Source organism: Haloferax sp. S1W (assembly GCF_044593955.1).
GTDB lineage: Archaea > Halobacteriota > Halobacteria > Halobacteriales > Haloferacaceae > Haloferax.
This window is the reverse complement of the sequence record NZ_CP172595.1, coordinates 615,057-634,911: the sequence shown is the minus strand read 5'-3', so window position 1 is coordinate 634,911 and position 19,855 is coordinate 615,057. Positions and strand designations below refer to the sequence as shown.

General features: G+C 61.7%; 24 protein-coding genes. 11 read left to right on the top strand and 13 right to left on the bottom strand.

Annotated features, from left to right (window positions below):
- Positions 1 to 40: 40 nt before the first annotated feature.
- Positions 41 to 478, top strand: a complete 438-nt coding sequence (locus ACH9L7_RS03455) for a hypothetical protein (protein WP_396612348.1) — start codon at positions 41 to 43, stop codon at positions 476 to 478.
- 263 nt (positions 479 to 741) lie between these two features.
- Positions 742 to 1,293, top strand: coding sequence for a hypothetical protein (locus tag ACH9L7_RS03450; protein WP_396612347.1), 552 nt, complete (start codon positions 742 to 744; stop codon positions 1,291 to 1,293).
- 72 nt (positions 1,294 to 1,365) lie between these two features.
- Here the strand turns inward: ACH9L7_RS03450 and ACH9L7_RS03445 are convergent, their stop codons facing one another.
- A complete protein-coding gene (locus tag ACH9L7_RS03445; protein ID WP_396612346.1) occupies positions 1,366 to 2,364 on the bottom strand; it encodes an ornithine cyclodeaminase family protein in 999 nt (332 codons plus the stop codon).
- A 72-nt stretch (positions 2,365 to 2,436) separates the two neighbouring features.
- Entirely contained in the window at positions 2,437 to 2,697 is a 261-nt protein-coding gene (locus ACH9L7_RS03440; RefSeq protein ID WP_396612345.1) for a hypothetical protein, read from the bottom strand.
- Between the two features lie 258 nt (positions 2,698 to 2,955).
- On the opposite strand from ACH9L7_RS03440, the gene ACH9L7_RS03435 reads away from it, so the two are divergent.
- Positions 2,956 to 4,305, top strand: a complete 1,350-nt coding sequence (locus tag ACH9L7_RS03435; RefSeq protein WP_396612344.1) for an MFS transporter — start codon at positions 2,956 to 2,958, stop codon at positions 4,303 to 4,305.
- 45 nt (positions 4,306 to 4,350) lie between these two features.
- On the opposite strand, the gene ACH9L7_RS03430 is transcribed toward ACH9L7_RS03435, so the two are convergent.
- Positions 4,351 to 4,767 (bottom strand): DUF3054 domain-containing protein, encoded by a 417-nt coding sequence (locus ACH9L7_RS03430; protein WP_396612343.1) that lies wholly within the window; start codon positions 4,765 to 4,767, stop codon positions 4,351 to 4,353.
- Between the two features lie 21 nt (positions 4,768 to 4,788).
- Positions 4,789 to 5,370 (bottom strand): class I SAM-dependent methyltransferase, encoded by a 582-nt coding sequence (locus ACH9L7_RS03425; RefSeq protein ID WP_396612342.1) that lies wholly within the window; start codon positions 5,368 to 5,370, stop codon positions 4,789 to 4,791.
- A gap of 57 nt (positions 5,371 to 5,427) precedes the next feature.
- Between ACH9L7_RS03425 and ACH9L7_RS03420 the strand changes: the two genes are divergently transcribed.
- The 3 genes from ACH9L7_RS03420 to ACH9L7_RS03410 all read left to right on the top strand — a co-directional run bounded on the left by ACH9L7_RS03420 (position 5,428) and on the right by ACH9L7_RS03410 (position 8,486).
- Complete coding sequence (locus ACH9L7_RS03420) at positions 5,428 to 6,036, top strand: GNAT family N-acetyltransferase (protein WP_396612341.1); 609 nt, start codon at positions 5,428 to 5,430, stop codon at positions 6,034 to 6,036.
- A gap of 41 nt (positions 6,037 to 6,077) precedes the next feature.
- Positions 6,078 to 7,058 carry a flap endonuclease-1 gene (gene fen, locus ACH9L7_RS03415; RefSeq protein ID WP_396612340.1) on the top strand — a complete coding sequence of 327 codons (981 nt, stop codon included), beginning with the start codon at positions 6,078 to 6,080 and terminating at the stop codon, positions 7,056 to 7,058.
- Between the two features lie 69 nt (positions 7,059 to 7,127).
- Positions 7,128 to 8,486 carry a transcriptional initiation protein Tat gene (locus ACH9L7_RS03410; protein WP_396612339.1) on the top strand — a complete coding sequence of 453 codons (1,359 nt, stop codon included), beginning with the start codon at positions 7,128 to 7,130 and terminating at the stop codon, positions 8,484 to 8,486.
- A gap of 27 nt (positions 8,487 to 8,513) precedes the next feature.
- Here the strand turns inward: ACH9L7_RS03410 and ACH9L7_RS03405 are convergent, their stop codons facing one another.
- Positions 8,514 to 9,866 (bottom strand): aminotransferase class III-fold pyridoxal phosphate-dependent enzyme, encoded by a 1,353-nt coding sequence (locus ACH9L7_RS03405; RefSeq protein WP_396612338.1) that lies wholly within the window; start codon positions 9,864 to 9,866, stop codon positions 8,514 to 8,516.
- A 193-nt stretch (positions 9,867 to 10,059) separates the two neighbouring features.
- On the opposite strand from ACH9L7_RS03405, the gene ACH9L7_RS03400 reads away from it, so the two are divergent.
- Together ACH9L7_RS03400 and ACH9L7_RS03395 are read left to right on the top strand one after the other, a co-directional pair.
- Positions 10,060 to 11,385, top strand: coding sequence for an RNA-guided endonuclease InsQ/TnpB family protein (locus ACH9L7_RS03400; protein WP_396612337.1), 1,326 nt, complete (start codon positions 10,060 to 10,062; stop codon positions 11,383 to 11,385).
- A gap of 230 nt (positions 11,386 to 11,615) precedes the next feature.
- Positions 11,616 to 12,875 (top strand): AI-2E family transporter, encoded by a 1,260-nt coding sequence (locus ACH9L7_RS03395; protein WP_396613320.1) that lies wholly within the window; start codon positions 11,616 to 11,618, stop codon positions 12,873 to 12,875.
- Between the two features lie 4 nt (positions 12,876 to 12,879).
- On the opposite strand, the gene ACH9L7_RS03390 is transcribed toward ACH9L7_RS03395, so the two are convergent.
- A complete protein-coding gene (locus ACH9L7_RS03390; RefSeq protein ID WP_396612336.1) occupies positions 12,880 to 13,167 on the bottom strand; it encodes a PadR family transcriptional regulator in 288 nt (95 codons plus the stop codon).
- Between the two features lie 552 nt (positions 13,168 to 13,719).
- Entirely contained in the window at positions 13,720 to 13,866 is a 147-nt protein-coding gene (locus tag ACH9L7_RS03385) for a hypothetical protein (RefSeq protein WP_396612335.1), read from the bottom strand.
- Positions 13,867 to 14,024: 158 nt separating this feature from the next.
- On the opposite strand from ACH9L7_RS03385, the gene ACH9L7_RS03380 reads away from it, so the two are divergent.
- From ACH9L7_RS03380 to ACH9L7_RS03370, 3 genes are all read left to right on the top strand, one after another.
- Positions 14,025 to 14,234, top strand: a complete 210-nt coding sequence (locus tag ACH9L7_RS03380) for a hypothetical protein (protein WP_396612334.1) — start codon at positions 14,025 to 14,027, stop codon at positions 14,232 to 14,234.
- Between the two features lie 41 nt (positions 14,235 to 14,275).
- On the top strand, positions 14,276 to 14,986 hold the full coding sequence (locus tag ACH9L7_RS03375; RefSeq protein ID WP_396612333.1) for a hypothetical protein: 711 nt from the start codon (positions 14,276 to 14,278) through the stop codon (positions 14,984 to 14,986).
- Between the two features lie 74 nt (positions 14,987 to 15,060).
- Positions 15,061 to 15,294 carry a flagella cluster protein gene (locus ACH9L7_RS03370; protein ID WP_396612332.1) on the top strand — a complete coding sequence of 78 codons (234 nt, stop codon included), beginning with the start codon at positions 15,061 to 15,063 and terminating at the stop codon, positions 15,292 to 15,294.
- Between the two features lie 45 nt (positions 15,295 to 15,339).
- Here ACH9L7_RS03370 and ACH9L7_RS03365 read toward each other — a convergent pair whose 3' ends face one another.
- The 6 genes from ACH9L7_RS03365 to glyA all read right to left on the bottom strand — a co-directional run bounded on the left by ACH9L7_RS03365 (position 15,340) and on the right by glyA (position 19,664).
- Positions 15,340 to 15,840: an NUDIX domain-containing protein gene (locus ACH9L7_RS03365; RefSeq protein WP_396612331.1), complete on the bottom strand. Its 501-nt coding sequence runs from the start codon at positions 15,838 to 15,840 to the stop codon at positions 15,340 to 15,342.
- A 14-nt stretch (positions 15,841 to 15,854) separates the two neighbouring features.
- Positions 15,855 to 16,748, bottom strand: coding sequence for a bifunctional methylenetetrahydrofolate dehydrogenase/methenyltetrahydrofolate cyclohydrolase FolD (gene folD, locus ACH9L7_RS03360; RefSeq protein WP_396612330.1), 894 nt, complete (start codon positions 16,746 to 16,748; stop codon positions 15,855 to 15,857).
- 105 nt (positions 16,749 to 16,853) lie between these two features.
- Positions 16,854 to 17,429 (bottom strand): VIT1/CCC1 transporter family protein, encoded by a 576-nt coding sequence (locus ACH9L7_RS03355; RefSeq protein ID WP_396612329.1) that lies wholly within the window; start codon positions 17,427 to 17,429, stop codon positions 16,854 to 16,856.
- Positions 17,426 to 17,725, bottom strand: a complete 300-nt coding sequence (locus ACH9L7_RS03350; RefSeq protein ID WP_396612328.1) for a DUF211 domain-containing protein — start codon at positions 17,723 to 17,725, stop codon at positions 17,426 to 17,428. The genes ACH9L7_RS03355 and ACH9L7_RS03350 overlap by 4 nt, the downstream gene beginning before the upstream one ends.
- 58 nt (positions 17,726 to 17,783) lie before the next feature.
- Positions 17,784 to 18,317, bottom strand: coding sequence for a hypothetical protein (locus tag ACH9L7_RS03345; protein ID WP_396612327.1), 534 nt, complete (start codon positions 18,315 to 18,317; stop codon positions 17,784 to 17,786).
- Positions 18,318 to 18,416: 99 nt separating this feature from the next.
- Positions 18,417 to 19,664: a serine hydroxymethyltransferase gene (glyA, locus tag ACH9L7_RS03340; RefSeq protein WP_396612326.1), complete on the bottom strand. Its 1,248-nt coding sequence runs from the start codon at positions 19,662 to 19,664 to the stop codon at positions 18,417 to 18,419.
- Positions 19,665 to 19,855 lie beyond the last annotated feature (191 nt).

Sequence of the window (19,855 nt, the reverse complement as noted above, 5' to 3'; positions counted from 1 at the left end):
CCGGAGCAACCGTTTAGGCCGCGGCGTCCAAGGTTCTAGAGTGCTTTGGAGCGTCATCGCGAAGACCGTCAATCGGGTCGATAGATGGCTCGACCAGGTGTTCTTCGCCGCGTGGGAGGTGTCGGTCCTCGTGATTCCGACCCTCTGGTTCCTCTTGGCCGCGACACCACACGGTGCGGTGTCACTGTCCGGGCTGACCGCGCTCGCGGTGAGCGCCGCGGCCGTGGGTACCTTCCGCGGCGAGTACGTCTCGACCGGGCCGTGGCCGCGGCCCGGACACCTCTCGACGCTTCCCGTCCGCTCTGCATACTACAGTCTCGTCGTCGGCGGAACCTCGCTCCTCGGCGCGGCCGCACAGGTCCACCTCGGGACGTTCTGGGTAGGGATTCTCGTTCCGGCCGTCGTCGCAACCGGGTTGCTGGCGCTCCTTCCTGCTGTCGTCGATGCTGTCGAACGGGTCGCGCGATTCACAGTGTGAGACGAACTGATGTATCCCTTCTACCAAACGTGTCTGGATATAAACTATTGCTTTGAGCGTCACGAAAATATAATAAATATTTGATAATTCAGCCAGAGATGATTGATATGGCCACTCACATGCGAGAATTTGGAAGAGACTCGATACAGATTTCAGTCTAATATTGAAAAATCGCTAATACACCTCTCAGTTAACTTTCACTCCAGTCAATGAGGAGATGGAGTGACGCTCTGTCTGCCTCGTTGATTGGCTAGGAGAAGGCAATGACACAACCGAAGCAACACGCTACCCCGAACCGTCGCAGGTTCCTCCGAACAACGGGACTCCTCGTAGGGGGACTCGCACTCGGTGTCTCCGCGGCCGGGAGTGCAGCGGCCGGGGTCAGTGTAGCAAACGGATGGTACGAAGAAGAAGAAATCTACTACATCGCCCACGGGGTCGAAGAAGGAGTCACAGAACGCGGAGAAAACGACATCTACCTCATCGGTGGAGACCGCGTGTGGCAGGCGCAAGTCGTGGAGTTCATCCCCGGCGACTCCGGCTACTCACCCCACTGGAACGTCAATCTCGTTCAGACTGCCACAGGGGTGACAGTCGATGACATCGTCGCCTCTGCGTACGTCTCGGACCACTACCCGGAAGCCCTCTTCGACGATGTCGAAGACATTCTGGCCGCAGAGAATGCGGGGCTGGTCACTATCGCAAAGCCAGGGGTCGTGGTCTTGTGCCCAATCGTTCCAGAGCGTGTCGCAGATGCACCAGGAAACACCGAACTGCCGGAGGACTTCCCGCGCCCGTGGCCGGACACGTTCTAACCAAGACGTGACTTCCGGTACGGCGAACTTTTGTTTTCGATACGTTTCCCTGAACTGAGTGCCTTGGGTCCGTTACTGCCCAGTCAGCGACTCGCTCGCCGGTGAGAATTCGATAGCCGTCCCGAGTCCTTCGTCGACCGCTTTCTCGTATAGCAGATACGCGGCGGCGACCGTCTCGATACCCGTGCCGCCGCTGTCGAAGACGGTAATCTCCTCGTCGGTTTCGCGCCCGGCGGCCCGCCCGGAGACGACTTCGCCGAGTTCGGCGTGGATGTGGGCTTCGTCGACGACACCTGCGTCCATGGCGGCGAGGAACGACCCTGCATCCATCGTCGCGCGCTCGCGGAGGTCGGGGACGTATTTCGCCCGTTCGATGGTCGTCGCGTCCAGTTCGCGCTTGTTGGGGTGGTACTGTCCCATCGCGGTGACGTGCGTGCCGGGGTCGAGTAGGTCGCCGTCGAACACTGGTTCGCTCGCTGTGGTCGCCGTGATGACGATATCAGCGCCTTCGACGGCCGCGGCGCTGGAGGCAACGGCGGCGACACTCGCGTCGAGACGGCGGTCCATCTCGCCAGCGAACGCCTCGCGGCTCTCCTTCGTCGGCGAGTAGACCCAGACAGAGTCGAGGTCGCGGACGGTGGCGACCGCCCGGAGTTGGCCGCGGGCCTGCGCGCCGCTGCCGATAATTGCGACCGAGGAGGCGTCTTCGCGGGCGAGCGCATCGACCCCGACGCCACCCGCAGCGCCTGTCTTGAACGGATTCATGCTCGCGCCGTCGAGGAGTGCGAGCGGTTCGCCGGAGTCGGCGTCGAAAAGCGGCGTCATGAACCACGCATCTTCCGCGCCGAACCCGGCAGAGTACATGTATCCGCCCATCGCGCCCGTCTCGGGGAGGACGGCCGCGTAGGTGGTAAACATTCCCGGTGGCTCGCGGTTGAGCAGTTTCGTCCGCGGTTCGGCCGGTGCGCCTTCACCTCGTTGCCGGTACCCCTCGCGGACCGCATCGACGTACTCGGCGGGTGTCGCGAGGTCGTTCACGTCGGCACTCGTGAGCAACAATGTCTCTGTCATGTTTGGCGAGACGTGGCCTGCGGCCAAAACCCTGCGGGCCGACCCGATGGTCGGTCAACACGGCGTGTGAAATTAGTCTGCGTCGAGAACGGAGGGACCGGTATCTGCGCGACTCGGGTGACCAGTGTGGCCTGCGTGGTCGTTGCGTCGTCGGACTGGTGTGGATGACGATGGGCCATTCACGAAGAGGGCGTGACCAGTCAGCAACGCTGCGACACCCGCTGCCATCGGCACTGCCGTGGTCAACTGCATGCCAACCACGACGAGGGAGCCGGTAATGCCTACGAGCGCGAGTGGGATGAGCCCAAGAATGTAGTCGTAATATCCGGTCATAAGATATACTAATATACGGAGGTAAGTGGTATAGTTCTTTCTCATAGATGACTGATATTCACCTCATGGCTTCGGTAACACATTCTCATAACTTATGAGTAAATAACCGCAAGACAGCGCCGGGGTGAATTACCCTCAGGAATATCAAAGCATGCTGAACGGCAGTCGTGAGTCCGTTCTGAACATCCAACTGGTGCGTCGAGTTCGTGCTCTCGCGCACCCTCGTCCACGCCGTCGCGCGAACTGCCGCAACTCCACATGGTTAACCGTGTTGAACCCGTGCCAACGCGTGTGAATCGCAACGACCGCGCAATCGTCGCACTGGTGATGCTCGCTCACGGGATGGTCCACACCTACGAACTGTCGATTCCCATCTTCGTATCCATCTGGCTCCGCGAGTACACTACCATCGAACTCGGTCTTGCGGCGGTTCCGGTCACGACTGCCTCCCTCGGCGTGATGGTCGGCCTCGGATTCGCGCTGTTCGGTCTCGGGGCGCTTCCCGGTGGTGTCCTCGTCGACCGCGTGGGGTCGAAACGCCTCATCGTGGCGTGTCTCGTCGGCATGTCCGGGTCGTTCGTCCTCCTCGCGGCCGCACCGAATCTCGTTGTCGTCGCGCTCGCGCTCGTACTCTGGGGTGCGGCGGCGAGCGTCTACCACCCCGCAGGACTTCGACTCATCAGCACCGGCGTCGAAGAACGTGGAACTGGATTCGCCTATCACGGTATCGCCGGTAACCTCGGTATCGGCTTCGGACCATTTCTCACGGCGCTCCTGTTGCTCTTTTTCGACTGGCATCTCGTCGCTGGCGTCCTCGCACTTCCGGCACTCGCTGCTGCCGTGTTCGCCACTCGCGCTGACTTCGAAGAACAGGCCGCCGTCGCTGCGGCCGATGGCGGGTCGGGAACGTCGGGTGACAAGTCCTCGACCGGCGTCTCGTCGCTTGGCGAATTCCTCTCGGAGTCGAAGGCGCTTTTCGCCAGCGGGTTTGCGCTCGTCTTCGCCGTGGTGATGTTCTCCGGACTCTACTACCGCGGAGTCACGACGTTCCTGCCGGACCTCATCGGCGGCGTCATCGGCATCGAACCGGTCCCAATCTCGGCGCTGCTCCCGGCCGCGCTCGTGCCGGGGTCGGCCGCCGCCGCACCGACGCTGGATATTGAACTCTACGTGTACGCCGGACTCCTGACCATCGGCGTGGTCGGCCAGTACGTCGGCGGGAAGCTCACCGACCGCGTTCCGACAGAACGCGGGTTAGTTGTCGGATTCGGCGCGCTTGCACTCGTCGCCGTTGCCTTCCTGCCCGTCGCCAGCCTCGGCGTCGGCCCATTGCTCGCAATCTGCGCGCTCCTCGGCTTTTTTCTCTTTCTCGTCCAGCCGTTCTATCAAGCGACCGTCGCGGAGTACACGCCCGCGGGGCTTCGCGGCCTCTCGTACGGCTTTACCTATCTCGGCGTGTTCGGTGTGGGGGCGCTCGGCGGTGCTGTCGCCGGGTTCGTCCTCGCCGTTGCGGACCCACCGACGCTGTTTTTCGTCCTCGCAGGGTTCGCGGCAGTCGCGTCGCTCCTCGGCGTGACGTTGTTGCGGAAACGGCCGACGCCCGCCTGAATGCAGCGGAAACGACGGCCAACAATCGAGTTGTTCGGACGGTTTTCAGACGATGCGGAAGTAGATGGTGCGCCAGAGACTGATGGCGACCGTTCCGAAGACGAGCATCACACCGATGAAAATCGGGTCTGCGCCGCCCTCGAAGAGCGGGGACCACCGAATCACCGCACCGAGAACGGCGGCGACGACCCACGAGCGAATCGCGAGCGGGACGGCAGACTTCGCCGATTCGGCGGCACCCGGCGAGTACGCACCCAGAATCGGGGCGATGAGCGCCCACCCGATGATGAACGGGACGGCGGTGAGGACCCATCCGACTGGGTCGGTCGAGAGGTACGACACACCGTTGTGCTGAATCACGCCGACGGTCACGAGGAGGAAGATGGCGAGTACGTCACCCACTGCGAGGGGTAACGCCCCGGCATCGAGTCGCTCCTCCAGGAAGGACGTGGAGGTTGCCATACGCGAGGATACGTCGCCCCCCTAATGGCTCTCCCGCTTTTTCGCGACGACCGTGTACTCGAATCCCGTGTCGAGTACGTCGGCGTCGAACCCGGCACCGTCGAGGAGTTCAGTGAGGTCACGGGGCGTCGCGAAGGTCGAACCGAACCCGATGGCGCGCTCGGCGAGCACGAGGCCGCGACCCCGAATCGTCTCGGGGTTGAACTCGCGAACAGCAAACACCCCGCCGGGCGCGAGGACGCGATAGACCTCTTCGACCACGGTGCGCTGGCCCGGCATGTGGTGAAACGCATCGACGACAGTCACCGCGTCTACGGAGTCGTCGGCGAAGGGAAGTGCGCGAGCATCGCCCCGAACGCAGTCGAGGCCGCGGCGTCGTGCCCGCGCGAGCATCCCCGCGGACAAATCGAAGACGACCCGCTCCGGAACGTCGAGCGCGAGGGTCGCGCGACCCGACCCACCGCCGATGTCGACGACGCGTTCGACTGGTCGAGACGCCCGGTCGAGTGCGGTAGCGAGCCGCCCTGCCTCGGCAGACGGCATCACGAGGTCGTACAGCGGGGCGAACCAGTCGAAAAAGCGGGTGTCGCCGGGGCCGTGCATGGTCGCTTCTGGGTCGCCGTCGGCAAGGTTCTTGCGCGTCGCGCCCCCTCGACTCGTATGGACTTCGCCATCCTCGGGTGGCCCGACGACGGTCCGCGCCTCCGCCTCGACTATCGGCGATTCTCCTACGCGGGGAAGTTCACTACGCCGAAGACGGGGAAGGCGGTCATCTGCGACCCAGACGGGACGCTTCCACCCCTCGACGACGACCGGCCTGCCCCCACCGGCGGTCCCGACTCACTCGGCCCGCTCGCCGAGGATATCGTCGCGGCGGTCGCGTTCAACGAAGACCGGACTGACGCATCGACCCTCTGGTTCCGGTACGTCACAGTCAGACACGACCAACGAGGGGAGGGACTCGGCCCCGAGTTACTCCGGAAGACCGCCGATGAAGCGGCGGAGCGAGGCTACGAGACGGTTCGAATCGCGACCAACAATCCCTTCGCGTACGAGGCGTGCCACAAAGCCGGATTCGCCTTTACCGGCCGCGAGACTGGTCTCGCCGAACTCGTGTTGGAGCGCCCCGCCGAAGAACCGGCCGCAGTCTCACGAGAACAGTACCAGTCGGGACTCGACCGCTACCGCAAGCGCGATCTCAGCGAAGACGAAGAATCGTTCCTCGCGGCGCGTGCGGGAACTGACCCACCCGCTGTGGGGAGTCGGTAAACTCGCACGATTCAAACCCCTAGACCCCGAAGGCCGAGCAAATGGGAAACGCAGACTTGCGAACGCTCGCCGCCCTCTCCGAGGTATCCTTCGACGAGGTGGCCGGGAGCGTGGTCGCCGTGGACGCGCACAACTGGCTGTATCGCTATCTCACGACGACGGTCAAGTGGACGAATTCCGAGAAGTACACCACAAGTGAGGGCGAGGAAGTCGCGAACCTCGTCGGCATCGTCCAAGGACTCCCCAAGTTCTTCGAACACGACCTGACGCCCGTGTTCGTCTTCGACGGCGGCGTCACGGAGATGAAAGACGACGAAGTCGCAAAGCGCCGCGAACAGCGTGAGAAGGCCGAAGAACGCCTCGAAGAAGCCCGCGAAGCCGGTGATGCGGTCGAGGCCGCCCGGATGGAAGCCCGCACGCAGCGACTCACCGACACGATTCAGGAGACGAGTCGGGAACTCCTTCGTCTCCTCGACGTACCGGTGGTCGAAGCACCCGCCGAGGGAGAGGCACAGGCGTCCTACATGGCCCGCAAGGGTGACGCCGACTACGTCGGCAGCGAGGACTACGACACGCTCCTGTTCGGCGCGCCGTACACGCTCCGTCAACTCACGAGCAAGGGGAATCCCGAACTGATGGACCTCGACGCCACCTTGGAGAAACACGACATCACGTGGGAGCAACTGGTTGACATCGCCATGCTCTGCGGCACCGACTTCAACGAGGGAATCTCCGGCGTCGGCCCGAAGACGGCAGTCAAGGAGGTCAAGAAACACGGCGACCTCTGGGCCGTCCTCGAAGCCCGCGGCGACAGCATCCCCAACGCCGACCGGGTACGCGAGTTCTTCCTCGACCCGCCGGTCACAGACGAGTACGACTACGACACTGGCATCGACCCCGACGTGGATGCGGCCCGCGAGTACGTCACCGAGACGTGGGAAGTCGACCCCGACGAGGTTCGGCGGGGATTCGAGCGCATCGAAGATTCTGTCGTCCAGACGGGACTGGACCGCTGGACGTAACTCTGGAATCGTTTCCAAAAATAACGACGACCCAACACGTTTAGGCTGGTCCGTTTGGAAATCCGGCATATGTCCCCCGACGACTCCCCCTCCACTCCCTCCCACAGCACCTCCCCCACCGACGACCAACCATCCCTCCTTTCGCGCCGACAACTCCTCGGCCTCCTCGGTGGCGGCGGTGCAGCACTCGCTGGTATCGGTTGGTTCGCGCCCACGTGGCTTCCGGACCCGGTGACGGACACGCTGACCACGCTGTACCCGGATCCATCGAGTAACTACGTCTGGCGGCCGCCCGTCAGTGACGACCACGTCGACGAGGCGGCGGCAGTGCTGGAGGATGCAGCCGAACAGGCGAACGAGTTGCGCTCGCGTATCGACCTCGACTCGGTCGACGAGGACCTCGAACACTACCTCCGTTCCGACCCGGCGGGCGGGTACCTCGACGCCGCAAAAGACGACGATGACAACCGAGACCGGCTCTACCACGCCAGAACGGGACTCCAGTTCGTGGGCGAATCAATCGGTGCCGCGAAGGTCGTCCTCGATGAGGTCGACCCCGAAGCAGTCGTCGAACGCGGCCGGAAACTCCGACAGACGATCGACGACATCGCCGACTCCATCTCCGAGTACCGCGTCTCCGATGCGGGCCGTGACCTCGGATATCTCTCCGCAATCGAGCGACGCCTCATGTTCTCCCGGCTGGAATCGCATAAGGGCGGCATCTTCATGGGTGGTACGGTTGATGCGTCGGAGTACAGCGCCCGCGACATCGCAAGCACGTGGGGGTCGCATCTCCAAGCGGAGCAGTCCATTCGAACCGCCCGACACTTCCAAGACCAGTACCGGTCGAACCTCGGAAGCCAACCCACGTCACATCGGAGCAGTATCCGAAACGCCCTCGACGACTTCCTGGCCGAAATCGAGCAGTACCCGACTCGCAGCGAGGTGCGAGTCCAGATTCAGGACGAAGACAACGGGAACACCCCCTACGGTGTCGCCAGATGGGAGTTACATACCCTCTGTTACGACAACGATTTCCGCGTGTTCAAGAACAGTCCCGACCACGACCTGCTCGCGCTTCGCCTCGTCGATACCGGTCGTGCCCTTCTCGAACGACGTGCACACGACTTCGCACTCTCTGAACTCGACGTGGAACCGGGTGACACCGACTACGACTCCGGGCGGTCGTTCCGCGCGAAGCGCCGGGCGATGCGCCAGTTCCGAACGACCAGAGACGAGTACGATTCGAACTTCGCGGGTGTCGTCGCGAACGAGGCTGCGAGCTTCATTCGCGGTGGCGACGTGGGTCTCGAAATCGGTGATGGCCCCGCCTGGCGAGACCGCGTCAAATCGTCGGTGTACTCTCTCGTCGGCGAGGGAATAATGCGGAACCTCGGTACGGTAGTCGAACCGCTCGAACAGGGCTGAAAAACGGAAAACGAAACGGCCGTCGGCTTACGACACGTCCTCGATAGCGTCGAGGAGCATGTTCGCGCCGATGTCGATTTCGCGCTCGGTCACGTCGAGCGGCGGGAGGATACGGAGCACGTCGTATCCGCATGCGAGCGTCAGGAGACCGCGCTTGAGGGCGGCTTCCTGCACGTCGTCGCGGCGCTCTTTGGAGTCGAACTCGACGGCGAGGAGAAGACCCTTCCCGCGCACGTCGGCGACGGTGGCGGGGGCGCTGTCTCGAACCGTCTCTTTGAACTGGCGACCGCGGGCGACGGCGTTGTCGAGGAGGTTGTAGTCCTCGATTGCTTCGAGGGTGAACACACCCTGCATCGACGAGAGGATGTCACCCGCGCCCCACGTCGAAGAGAGGCGACTCTTCTCTGACGGGAAGATATCGGAGTTCGAGATGGTCGCACCCACGCGGAGACCCTTCGCGCCGGTGATGACATCGGGTTCCATCGGGTAGTGGTCCGAGCCCCACATCTCGCCGGTCCGGCCGACGCCGGTCTGAATCTCGTCGGCGATGAGCGTCAGGTCGTAGTCGTCGACGACGGCGGCGAGTTCGTCGGCGAACGCGTCGGAGGGGAAGCGGTAGCCACCCTCGCCCTGAATCGGTTCGACGATGATGTAGGAGACTTCGTCGGCGTCGACGTTGCCCTTCTTGGGGTGGAGTTTCTTCCGGAGAGTCGACATCGCCGACTCTGGGTCGGGGAAGAAGCCGCAGGTACACGTTCCGCTGCCGCACGAGCGGTCGTCACAGAAGGGCACGTCGAACACGCCCGAAATCTCGGGGTAGTCGCGGCGGTAGACCGACTTCGAGCGGTTGAGCGAGAGCGCGCCGAGCGTCCGGCCGTGGAAGGCACCATCGAACGTGATACCGTACTTCGCGCCGTCGGAGTTGTCGTAGCAAATCTTGATGGCGTTCTCGACGGCCTCTGCGCCGGAGTTCGAGAGGAAGACGGTGTCCATCCCGTAGTGGCCGGTGAGGTCCGTTAGTTTGTCCATCAGCGTGGCGGGACCGGGAAGTTGCTCTTCTCCGGGGTCGGACCCGTCGCTGACGTAGAAGTCCTGTCCGGCAATCTTGATTGGGTCGACGAGGTCGAACTCCTCCATTCGGTCCATAATCTTCGGGTTGTTGTACCCGAGTGGCGCGGCGGCGACGTGACTGGTAAAATCGAGAAGAACGTTGCCGTCAACGTCGGTACAAAACGGCCCTTCGGCCTCGGAAGTAATGTCCCAGACGAAGTCATAGACGTACGTACTCGGTGCAGCATTCGATTGGTGGTAGTCGGCCCATTCTTGGGCGCGTTTGCCCGGCATGGTCTCGACGTGTGGTTCCACCGTCTCTCGATCCATGGACCCCGGTACGGATACCTATGTGTTAAGATATTCGTTATAAAAGGCAAGGAGAATACCCGCGCCTTTAGGCGCGGGATGAATCCGACAACTCCTCCGCAAGCCACCGTTCGATAGCAAGCCCGGATATTCCAGTCCTCAAACCGGATCTTTACAAGAGACGTAAGTATAAGCGATTATACAGACGTTCAGAGTGCTGGAAGTCAACCGCACCCACCGGGCAAAAATTCTCAACCACAGCCAAGTGGCTGAGATACTTGACCGGCACGGATGGAGCGCCAGCAAACTCTGGAACGTCGCAAACTACCACTCCCGAAAAGTCTGGGATGAACCCGGGGAGATTCCCAACCACGGCGACCTCAAAGACGAGTTGAAGACTCATCCAAAATACAAGGGATTGCACTCGCAGTCCAGTCAGCGCGTTCTGGAGGAACTCGCTGAAGCCTTCAACTCGTGGTACGGTAAGAGGAAGTCTGATGATCGAGCGAATCCGCCCGGCTACCGCAAGAAAAACTACTACGACCAAGAAGGCCGCCGTGTCCACGAAGAACATCCGCGCAGTACGGTGACGTGGAAGCAAAACGGCATTCGTCATGACACCAAGAACAACCGCGTCCGGCTTTCAAAGGGCGCGAATCACAAGGTACACCCGAAAGCATGGGAATACATCCTTGTCGAGTACGAAACCCGGCCCGGTGTCTCCGTCGAGAATCTGCAACAGGTCAGGGCTGTCTACGACAAGGCGAAGGGGCGATGGGAACTGCATCTCGTCTGTAAAGACGAAATCGAGACGCCAACCGCACCCGGAAACGAGACAGTGGGTGTTGACCTTGGTATCTGCAACTTCGCGGCGGTCACGTACAGCACCGAGCAAGCCGACCTGTACCCCGGCAACCGCTTGAAGCAGGACGGGTACTACTTCCCGAAGGAAATCGCCAAATGCGACGACTCAAGCGGTGAAGAAGCCACTCGTCTCCACGAGAAATGGTCGGAGCGCCGAACCCACTTCTTCCACAGCCTCGCCAAACACATCGTTGAACGGTGTGTTGAGCAGGAGGTTGGCCGCATCAACGTCGGGAAGCTCGCTGGCGTCCGCGAGGACGAGAACGGCGAGTCGAAGAACTGGGGTCGGCACGGAAACCTCGACCTGCACGGGTGGGCCTTCGACCGCTTCACCAACATTCTCACCTACAAGGCGAAGGTCGAAAGTATCGAAGTCGTAGAGGTGCCCGAACGTGACACGAGCAAAACGTGTTGCGTCTGCGGTAGAGAAGACGATAGTCAGCGTGTGGAACGTGGCTTGTACGTGTGCGAATCGTGTGATGCGGCGTTCAACGCTGACGTGAACGGGGCGGAGAACATCCGTCTTGACATTAACAACACAGAAAGTAACTCCAAGTCTTCGGCCAGTTTGGACGAAGATAGGAGTACCGGCTGGTTGGCACAGCCAGCAGTCTACCTTCACGACCTCTCCCGAGGATTCCAACCTCGGACAGAGGTAGTAGACTGCAAACCTTAATATCCCAACTGCGGTCGGGATTCCTCCGCCTTCAGTCGGAGGAGGATGTCAATAATGGGGCAAGATCAACCGTACGGCGCTGCTGTCTGTCGGTTTCTCCCCGACACGACGGCCACTGAGCGCGTTCGTGGAGTGACACCCATCCAACCTGTCGGACGCACGATAGCCTTTAGGCCACTCCGGTTCCGTGATTGGGTATGGCTCTCCGTGACATCGAACGTTCCCGCGCGATGTGGTGGGTTGTTGCGCTCGTCCTCGCCGGCGCGCTCACCTACGTCATCTACTCGTTCGTGGGAACGGTCGTCTTTGGACTCTTCATTTACTACGCGACGCGGCCCATCTATCGACGCATTCGTCGGCGCGTCGGGCCGCCGAGTCTCGCAGCGGCGGTGGCGTTGTTCGCACTCGCACTCCCCGCACTGGGGTTGGTCGTCTACGCCGCGACAATCGCGCTTCGCGAGTTCCTGAAGTTCGCCGACCAGGTCGCGACCGACGACATCGGATTCGACCCCGCGGCCTACGGTATCGACCCGAAACTGCTCGAAAGCATCGCCAGTCCGCAGGCGCTCTTAGCGTACGAATTCGAGTCGCTTCTCACACCCGAGGCCGCCTTGTCGCTTTTCGACTCACTCACTGTCGCCGCCAACACGTTCGCGTTCCTCGGCATCGGCGCGATTCACCTCTTCGTTATGATTGCGCTTGCGTTCTACCTCCTGCGGGACGACCACAAACTCAGTCGCTGGGGGCGGTCGATGTTCGGCGACGACAGCGGAATCCTCGAATCTTACGTCCGTGCGGTCGACCGGGACTTCAACAACATCTTCTTCGGCAACATCCTCAACGCGGTGCTCACCGGGACTATCGGCGTCATCGTCTACTCGTTGCTGAACGTCCTTGCACCGACGGGTGTTCGCATTCCCACGCCGGCCCTCGTGGGGCTGCTCGCCGGAGTTGCCAGTCTCATCCCCGTGGTCGGGATGAAACTCGTCTACATCCCGGTTGCAGGATACATGGGATTGGAGGCAGCGCTCGTCAACCCACCGGGACTCTGGTTCGTTGTCCTCTTCGCGGCCGTCTCGTTCATCATCGTGGATACCATCCCGGACCTCGTCCTCAGACCCTACGTTTCCGGTCGGAGCCTCCACGTCGGTGCCGTCATGATTGCGTACACGTTCGGCCCGCTGCTGTTCGGGTGGTACGGTATCTTCCTCATGCCGATGATACTCGTGTTGCTCGTGAACTTTAGCCGCCTCGTGCTCCCGGAGCTACTCGCTGGCAAGCCGATTCGGCCGTACATGGTCGACCCCGCGTACCTAGTCGAATCGCAATCGGTAGAAACAGTCGTCGGCGACGACCCCGACGACGCGGAGAAGACAGAACGCGCGGGGGCGGTGGACGATACCAACTTCGAAGTCACAGACTCGCGCGGGGACGACGGGCCACCGAGTCGGGACTCTCGGTCCTCGTCAGACGCGAGCCTCGACGGGTGACGCCTCAGGCCTCGAAGTCTTCCGAGATGTAATCTGCTTCCCACTCGCGTCGGGCCTGAATCTCACGGCGGCCGCGACGGGTGAGCGTGTAGTAGTTCGTTCGGCGGTCGATCTGTCCTTTGTCGACGAGACCCTTCTCGACGAGCGTGTCGAGGTTGGGGTAGAGACGCCCGTGGTGAATCTCCTTCTCGTAGTAGGCTTCGAGTTCTTCTTTGATTGCGAGGCCGTGGGGCTCGTCGAGACCTGCGATGACGTACAGCAGGTCGCGCTGGAATCCTGTCAGGTCGTACATCGGTAAATTCGAGATGTATGTTACTGTCTAATTCAAATAAACATGTCGGCATGCACTCGAAAATAGCGGATTGAGCGCCCCGATTCTACGGAATCTCCCTGCCCCATTATTGTTAGTAATCTTACTAGTAAGGAATCAACATCGTCTCGTCAGTCGGATATGTCCACGTACAGATGACTTTGTGGGTCGTGACTGGATGGTTCTGGTAGTCGAGTCACACGAGGTGGAGTCACAGTCCGAGAGAACGCAGACAGAAGCGTCTTCGGGCCGGTTTCGACACGCTCAGGCAAAACTACATCGTGTAAACGAAGTACAATACTGTCTCTCCGATAGCGTAGTTCTCAGTAGAAGGAAAGCACGCCGTGCCGAAAACCGGCACGGCGCGCCGCCCTGAATTGGTCCCCGCTGACGCTTCGGCCCTCCAAAGCGAAGCGTCACTTTCTGGTATAGTTCGGCTTTACTTAAACATAACGACGCGTGCCAATCACTGACAACGCACCGAAACTTATCTACTTGCGGTATCGAAACGCCACGCAAGTAATCAAACCCAATTTACATGTGCTCTTCTTCGAGGACCCATCCGAGCGCCCGTCTGTAGTGGGTCAAGAGTTTCCGGACGCCCTCGTGTCGCATGTCCTCGGACTCCAGTTCTTCTTTCAAAAATTCGTACTGCTCTCGAACCTCAGATTCGCTGCGCATGTCTCTCCTCTGGACCGCCAGGTGTATGTCAGTTCCTCTCTTTTTTCACACGGCTGTCGGTGCGCCGTGTACTGATTGTGGGGTAGGCGACGACATTATGTTTCGACATAATGTATTTTTAGAAATCATTATGTAGTGTCAGATGGTCGGATTTTAATATGGCGTCGATTCCGGTCGTGCTCGTTGGCTCTCTGCTCGGGACGCTCGGGCTTCTCATCGCGTACGACCCGACTCCGCTGTGTGATTTCCGGGACATCAACCACCCGCGGAACCCGGTCGACGAGCGCGGCGTTTTCATCTGGCGCTGTGGTGGTGTCGCCGTCTCCGTCGTCGGTATTGTTCTCACGGTGCTCGCAATTCTCGTCTGAGGGTCGTCGTGTTTTTGCGGCGGGGGAACGAACTCGCCACCATGGAGATTCGCGGCGAGCGAGAGTGCAAGTCGTGCGGCCGCCAGTGGTCGTACTTCGAGACGGGAAGCGTGTCGTGTCCATACTGTGGCAGCATGAAGAGCGTCGGCGTCGGTGACAGGAAACAGCACACGTCGTCGGCCGCAACCCTCGACCTGTCACCGCATCGTGCGGCCGTCAGCGACACGTCGATTCGAGACGCTGCACCGGAGTTGAAAGCCGACCTTCGAGACTACATCCGGAAAATCGGATTCATCCACGGCGGCGACCTTCGGCCGCTCTCCGACGAGGTGCTCGTGGTGTACGAACTCCTGCACGCGGTCGATATCGTCGCCCGCTCGAACCGACCGACCGACGACGAACAGTTCTACGTCCTCGAACTGCTTCGCGGCGCGGACGACGGCGACCGACTGGCCCCGGGCGACGTTCCCGATTCGATGACGGACGCCCGTGGCCTCGCGTACGCCGAAGCCGTGGACGACTACCGACGCGACCTTTCGACCTGGTTGGACGAGAATCCGGACCCCGAGGTCAGAAAGACGCTCGGGTCGCTGTCGAACTACGTCAAGCGAGCGGAAGCACTTGAGGGTGCCATGCCGCTCGACGAATCCGAGACGCTGGTCCTCGCGGTCCGCGACATCCACACCAGCATCGTCGACGACGACCTCGACGCGCTGGCGTCGGCCCGTGACCGACTGGCGTCGCTTCTCTGACCACCGAGTTCGGCGGCTCCCGCTCCCGTCGCATCCACCGAACGTTTTTGACACCGGCCGACCCTCTCCCGACGATGACCGCCGGTTTCGACATTCACGAGGTTCGGCACCGCGTGAAGATGCTCCGCGACACGGGAGAGACCATGCTCGTCGAAAACAGGGACGGCGTCGCCTGCCCCGCCTGCGGCGACCCCTTCTCGCGACTGCTCATCTCCGACCGCCCGGCCCACAGTTTCGACCCCGAACCGGGGACCAGACTCTGTGTCCGCCGTGACGACGGCCGGCTACTCATTTCGACACACGAGTGAGAAGGTGAGCGTTCGGAGCGCACCAGCCATCTCGGGCCGCCCGAGTCAGCGGCCGCGGAGGTACTGAATGAGCGCTCGGTCGAGCGTGTCTTCCGGAAGCGTCTCGAACCACGACACGTCGACTATCTTTTCGTCTTCGAGTCCCGGGTCGTCGGTGACAGTTCCAGCGACGGCCGCGTCGTAGATTGCGAACCGGAAACTCACCGCATCGCCATCGTAGCAGAGTCGCTGTTCTGTCACCACCCGAAGTGACCCGACATCTGCATCGAGGCCTGTCTCCTCGTCGAGTTCGCGGACCAGTGCCTCCCGTTTGGTTTCGCCGGGTTCGACACCCCCACCGGGGAGCAGCCACTGGTCGTCCTGCCGAACGAGAAGCACCGTCCCATCTCGTTCACAGAGCGCGCCGACGCCCCATTCGAGACCATCGTCGATTCGTTTGCAGGCGCTCTCGAAGCCCTCTGCGTCGATTTCGTGGTGATTGTGCCGCCTGATAACGCCGTCTTCGTCTCTCGTCCACTCGCCGTCGATGTCAGTAGAAGCGTCCACGACTACCCTGTCGTTCAGGGAAGGTCGACGTCCACGTCGGCGGATTCGGCGGCCGCCTTTACCGTGTTCCACAGGAGCATCGCGCGCGTCATCGGACCGACGCCGCCGGGAACGGGCGTGATTGCGCTCGCTTTCTCCTTGGCGGAGTCGAAGTCAACGTCGCCGACGAGTTTGTAGCCCTTCTCGTTGTCCGCATCGACGCGGTTGACACCAACGTCGATGACGACGACGCCTTCCGAGAGCATGTCGCCGGTGACGAGTTCGGGAACACCCGCGGCCGCGACGACGATGTCGGCCTCGCGGGTCTTCTCGGCGAGGTCCTTCGTACGAGAGTGGCAGACCGTGACCGTGGCGTTGCCGTCGTCAGCCTTCTGGATGAGGAGGTTCGCCATCGGCTTGCCGACGATGTCGGAGCGGCCGACGACGACCACGTCGGCACCCTCCGTCTCCACGTCCACAGCGTCGAGGAGTTTCTGGACACCGTGGGGCGTACAGGGCTTGAATCGAGCGTCGCCCGCGACGAGTCGGCCGACGTTCTCGGGGTGGAACCCGTCGACGTCTTTCGCGGGGTCGATGCGACGGAGGACGGTCCGGTCGTCGACGTGGTCCGGAACGGGCATCTGGACGAGGATGCCGTGAACCTCGTCGTCTGCGTTCAGGTCGTCGACGAGCGAGTAAAGTTCGTCAGCGGGCGTCTCGGGGTCGAGTTCGTAGTCGAACGCCTCGATGCCGACTTCCTCACAGTCGCGCTGTTTCATCGCGACGTACGTCTCGCTTGCGGGGTCCTCGCTCATCAGCACGGTGGCGAGACCCGGTTTTACACCGGCGTCCGCGAGCGTGTCGATGGCGTCGGTCAGGTCGGACCGAATCTCTTCGGCGACCTCGTTGCCGTCGATGATGGTCGTCATTGATGCAGACACCGTGCCCCGACCATTTCAAAGATTCGGAATCGTGCCTATTCTGCGTTTCAAAATAGAGTAAATATACAAGTTTGTGGATAATATGGGTACGAATCACCCGCCGAACAACAGGTTCACGGCAGCCACCGCGAGGCCAGCCAACCCCATTCGGAGTCCGGCGACGTACCATCGCTGGTCGGAAATCGACCCCATGTACGCACCGAAGGCGAAAAGGATGCCCGTGCCGAGGGTGACGGACGCGACTGTTGCAGTCAGCATCGTAAACAGTGACCCGACGGCGAGAAACGGGAGCAACGGGATGAGGATGCTAACGAGAGGTCCGAGACCGCTCGCGACAGCGTTGATGGCTCTGGCGGCCGTCTTGTCCGCTTCGACCGCGGTCCCGCTGAGGTCCGTCAACATCGCGTCTTCGATACGCGCGAGTTCGGCCAACTTCTCGGCCCGTTCTATCTCCCAGACACTCCAGACGCCAGAGGTCGTGAGACCGGTGGCGGCACCGAGACCGATTTTGACGACGGTCGTCCCGTCCGAAACGCCCGTGAGGAACGCACCGATGACGATACCGATGCAGGTCAAGGCACCGTCGAACCCGTTCGAGACGAGATAGCGCCGGGAGATGGCCCTGACACGCTCTTGTCGAAGTAAGAAGGCGATTCGGCGGGGCGTCACGGCGGTAACCAGTCTTGCGGTTGGTCGCGAGGTTCGACCATTTCCTCGCCAGCGACGACCTCGTCTATCGAGTGGACCGTCCCACCGAGGTTCTCGATTCGGCGTTCGACCTCATCGGCGTCGATAGCGTCCCCCTCGACGACGAGTCTGATGTTCTGCACCTCACGGTCGGTTTCCAGAAGCGTCGCGTTCACCCCGGCAACGTCCGAGGCGGACGAGACCTCCCTAGCGAACTCTACTGTCGATGGGGAGTGCGGTTTCAACACGTCGAGGACGAGGCGACGAATCGGTGCCATGGTGTCGCAGGATACGTTCCGGCGAGTAATAGTGTTATTCAGCAGGGATTTCTCCGGTTCAGCACTCGGCCCCCTCGAACGAACTCGGTTCCGGACCCTGTCGTTCCGCGCGCACCTCGCCTGTTTCGAGGTTTACGAGCATCGCCTGGCCACCGTAGCCGTGGGTCTGGTCGTGCCCGCGGACGACGACGCACGTCGTTCCCTCGGGAATCGGGATGACTTCCGAGCGCGTGAACTCGCGCGTGCTGTGGGCGTGGAGGAGCGTTCGCCGTCCGAGTTCGGTCCCGTCGAGTGTCTCGACGGCCCACCAGTTCGCGTAGCCATCCTCCCCATCATCATCGTGCAGGAGCGTCACCGAGAAGCGATAGTCGCCGCCCGACTGCTCAAATTCGACGCCCATCACGTTGGCCTCGCGGAGGTCGAGGTCGTCAGCGTCGGTGTCTGCTCGTCCCCCGCCGGTGTCTGTGCGCCCGCCATCTGTGACTGCTGTCGTGGTCTCGTCGGTCATCGTCTCACTCCCACTCGGAGACGTACACCCGGCCACTGCGGCGAGGGGAACAGCGAGTGTACCGAGAAGTGTGCGCCTGCGCATTGGGTACTGAACGTACGTACCACCGAGTGAAAAAGACGGGTCGGTGCGGACGCACGACTCGTCGGGGTGTGAAAAAGAATCGAGAATGGAGACAGGCGCTTACTCGTACAGCGGGTGGTCGTCGCAGAGTTCCTGCACGCGGTCGGAGACGTCCGCCAGCACGTCCTCGTCGTCGTGGTTGTTGACGACCTTCACGATGAGTTCGGCGACTTCGCGGGTCTCTTCTTCGTCGAAGCCGCGGGTCGTGAGACCGGGCGTACCAGCACGGATACCACTGGGGTTGAATGCCGAGCGCGTCTCGCCGGGGACGGTGTTCGCGTTGAGGACGATGCCGGTCGATTCGAGGGCATCTTCGGCCTCGCCACCCGTGAGGTCCGGATGGGAGTCGCGCAGGTCCACGAGGACGAGGTGCGTGTCGGTGCCGCCGGAAACGACGGTGAGACCGTGGTCCTGGAACGTCTCGGCGAGAACCTTCGCGTTGTCGACGACCTGTTCGGCGTATTCCTCGAATTCAGGCTGGAGCGCCTCTTTGAACCCGACCGCTTTGCCAGCGATGTTGTGCATGAGGGGACCGCCCTGACCGCCGGGGAAGACAGCGGAGTCGATATCAGAGGCGTACTCCTCTTTGCACATGATGATGCCACCGCGACCGGCGCGGATGGTCTTGTGCGTCGAGCCGGTGACGAAGTCGGCGATGCCGACCGGCGAGGGGTGGACACCTGCGGCGACGAGACCCGTGATGTGGGCGATGTCGGCGAGGTGGAGCGCACCGACGGAGTCGGCGGCTTCCTGAATCGTCTCCCACTCGACGGCGCGCGGGTACGCGGAGTAGCCGGAGACGATGATGTCCGGTTCGAACTCCTCGGCCTTCTCGGCGAGTTGGTCGTAGTCGATGTAGCCCGTTTCGGCGTCGACTTCGTACTGCTCGACGTCGTAGAGCTTGCCTGTGAAGTTCGCGGGATGACCGTGGCTCAGGTGGCCGCCGTGGGTCAAATCAAGCGAGAGAATCTTGTCGCCCGGTTCGAGCATGGCGAGGTAGACGCCCATGTTCGCCTGCGTACCGGAGTGAGGCTGAACGTTGACGTGCTCTGCGCCCCAGAGTTCTGTGGCGCGTTCGATAGCGAGGTTTTCGACCTCGTCGGCGTACTCACAGCCAGCGTAGTAGCGCTTGCCGGGGTAGCCCTCCGCGTACTTGTTCGTCAGGGCACTCCCCTGCGCTTCGAGGACCGCTTCGCTGACGTGGTTCTCGGACGCAATCATCGCGAGCGTGTCGCGCTGGCGTTCGACCTCGCCGTCGAGGGCGTCTGCCACAGCAGGATCGACATCGCGGACGTGGCTGTAGTCCATGTGTAGTATCCATCACAATCAGGGCATAAATGTGTCCCCTTTGGCCACGCCTGCCGGTGTTGTATTACATACATGTGCATACATCTGGCCGCAGAACCGTGTCACACATACACGAATGCGCCAGACTCGGTCAGAGCGCTCGCTCTCTCGACTTCGACATGTCGCGTTCGGCCGTTCAGAAACGTCCGTCG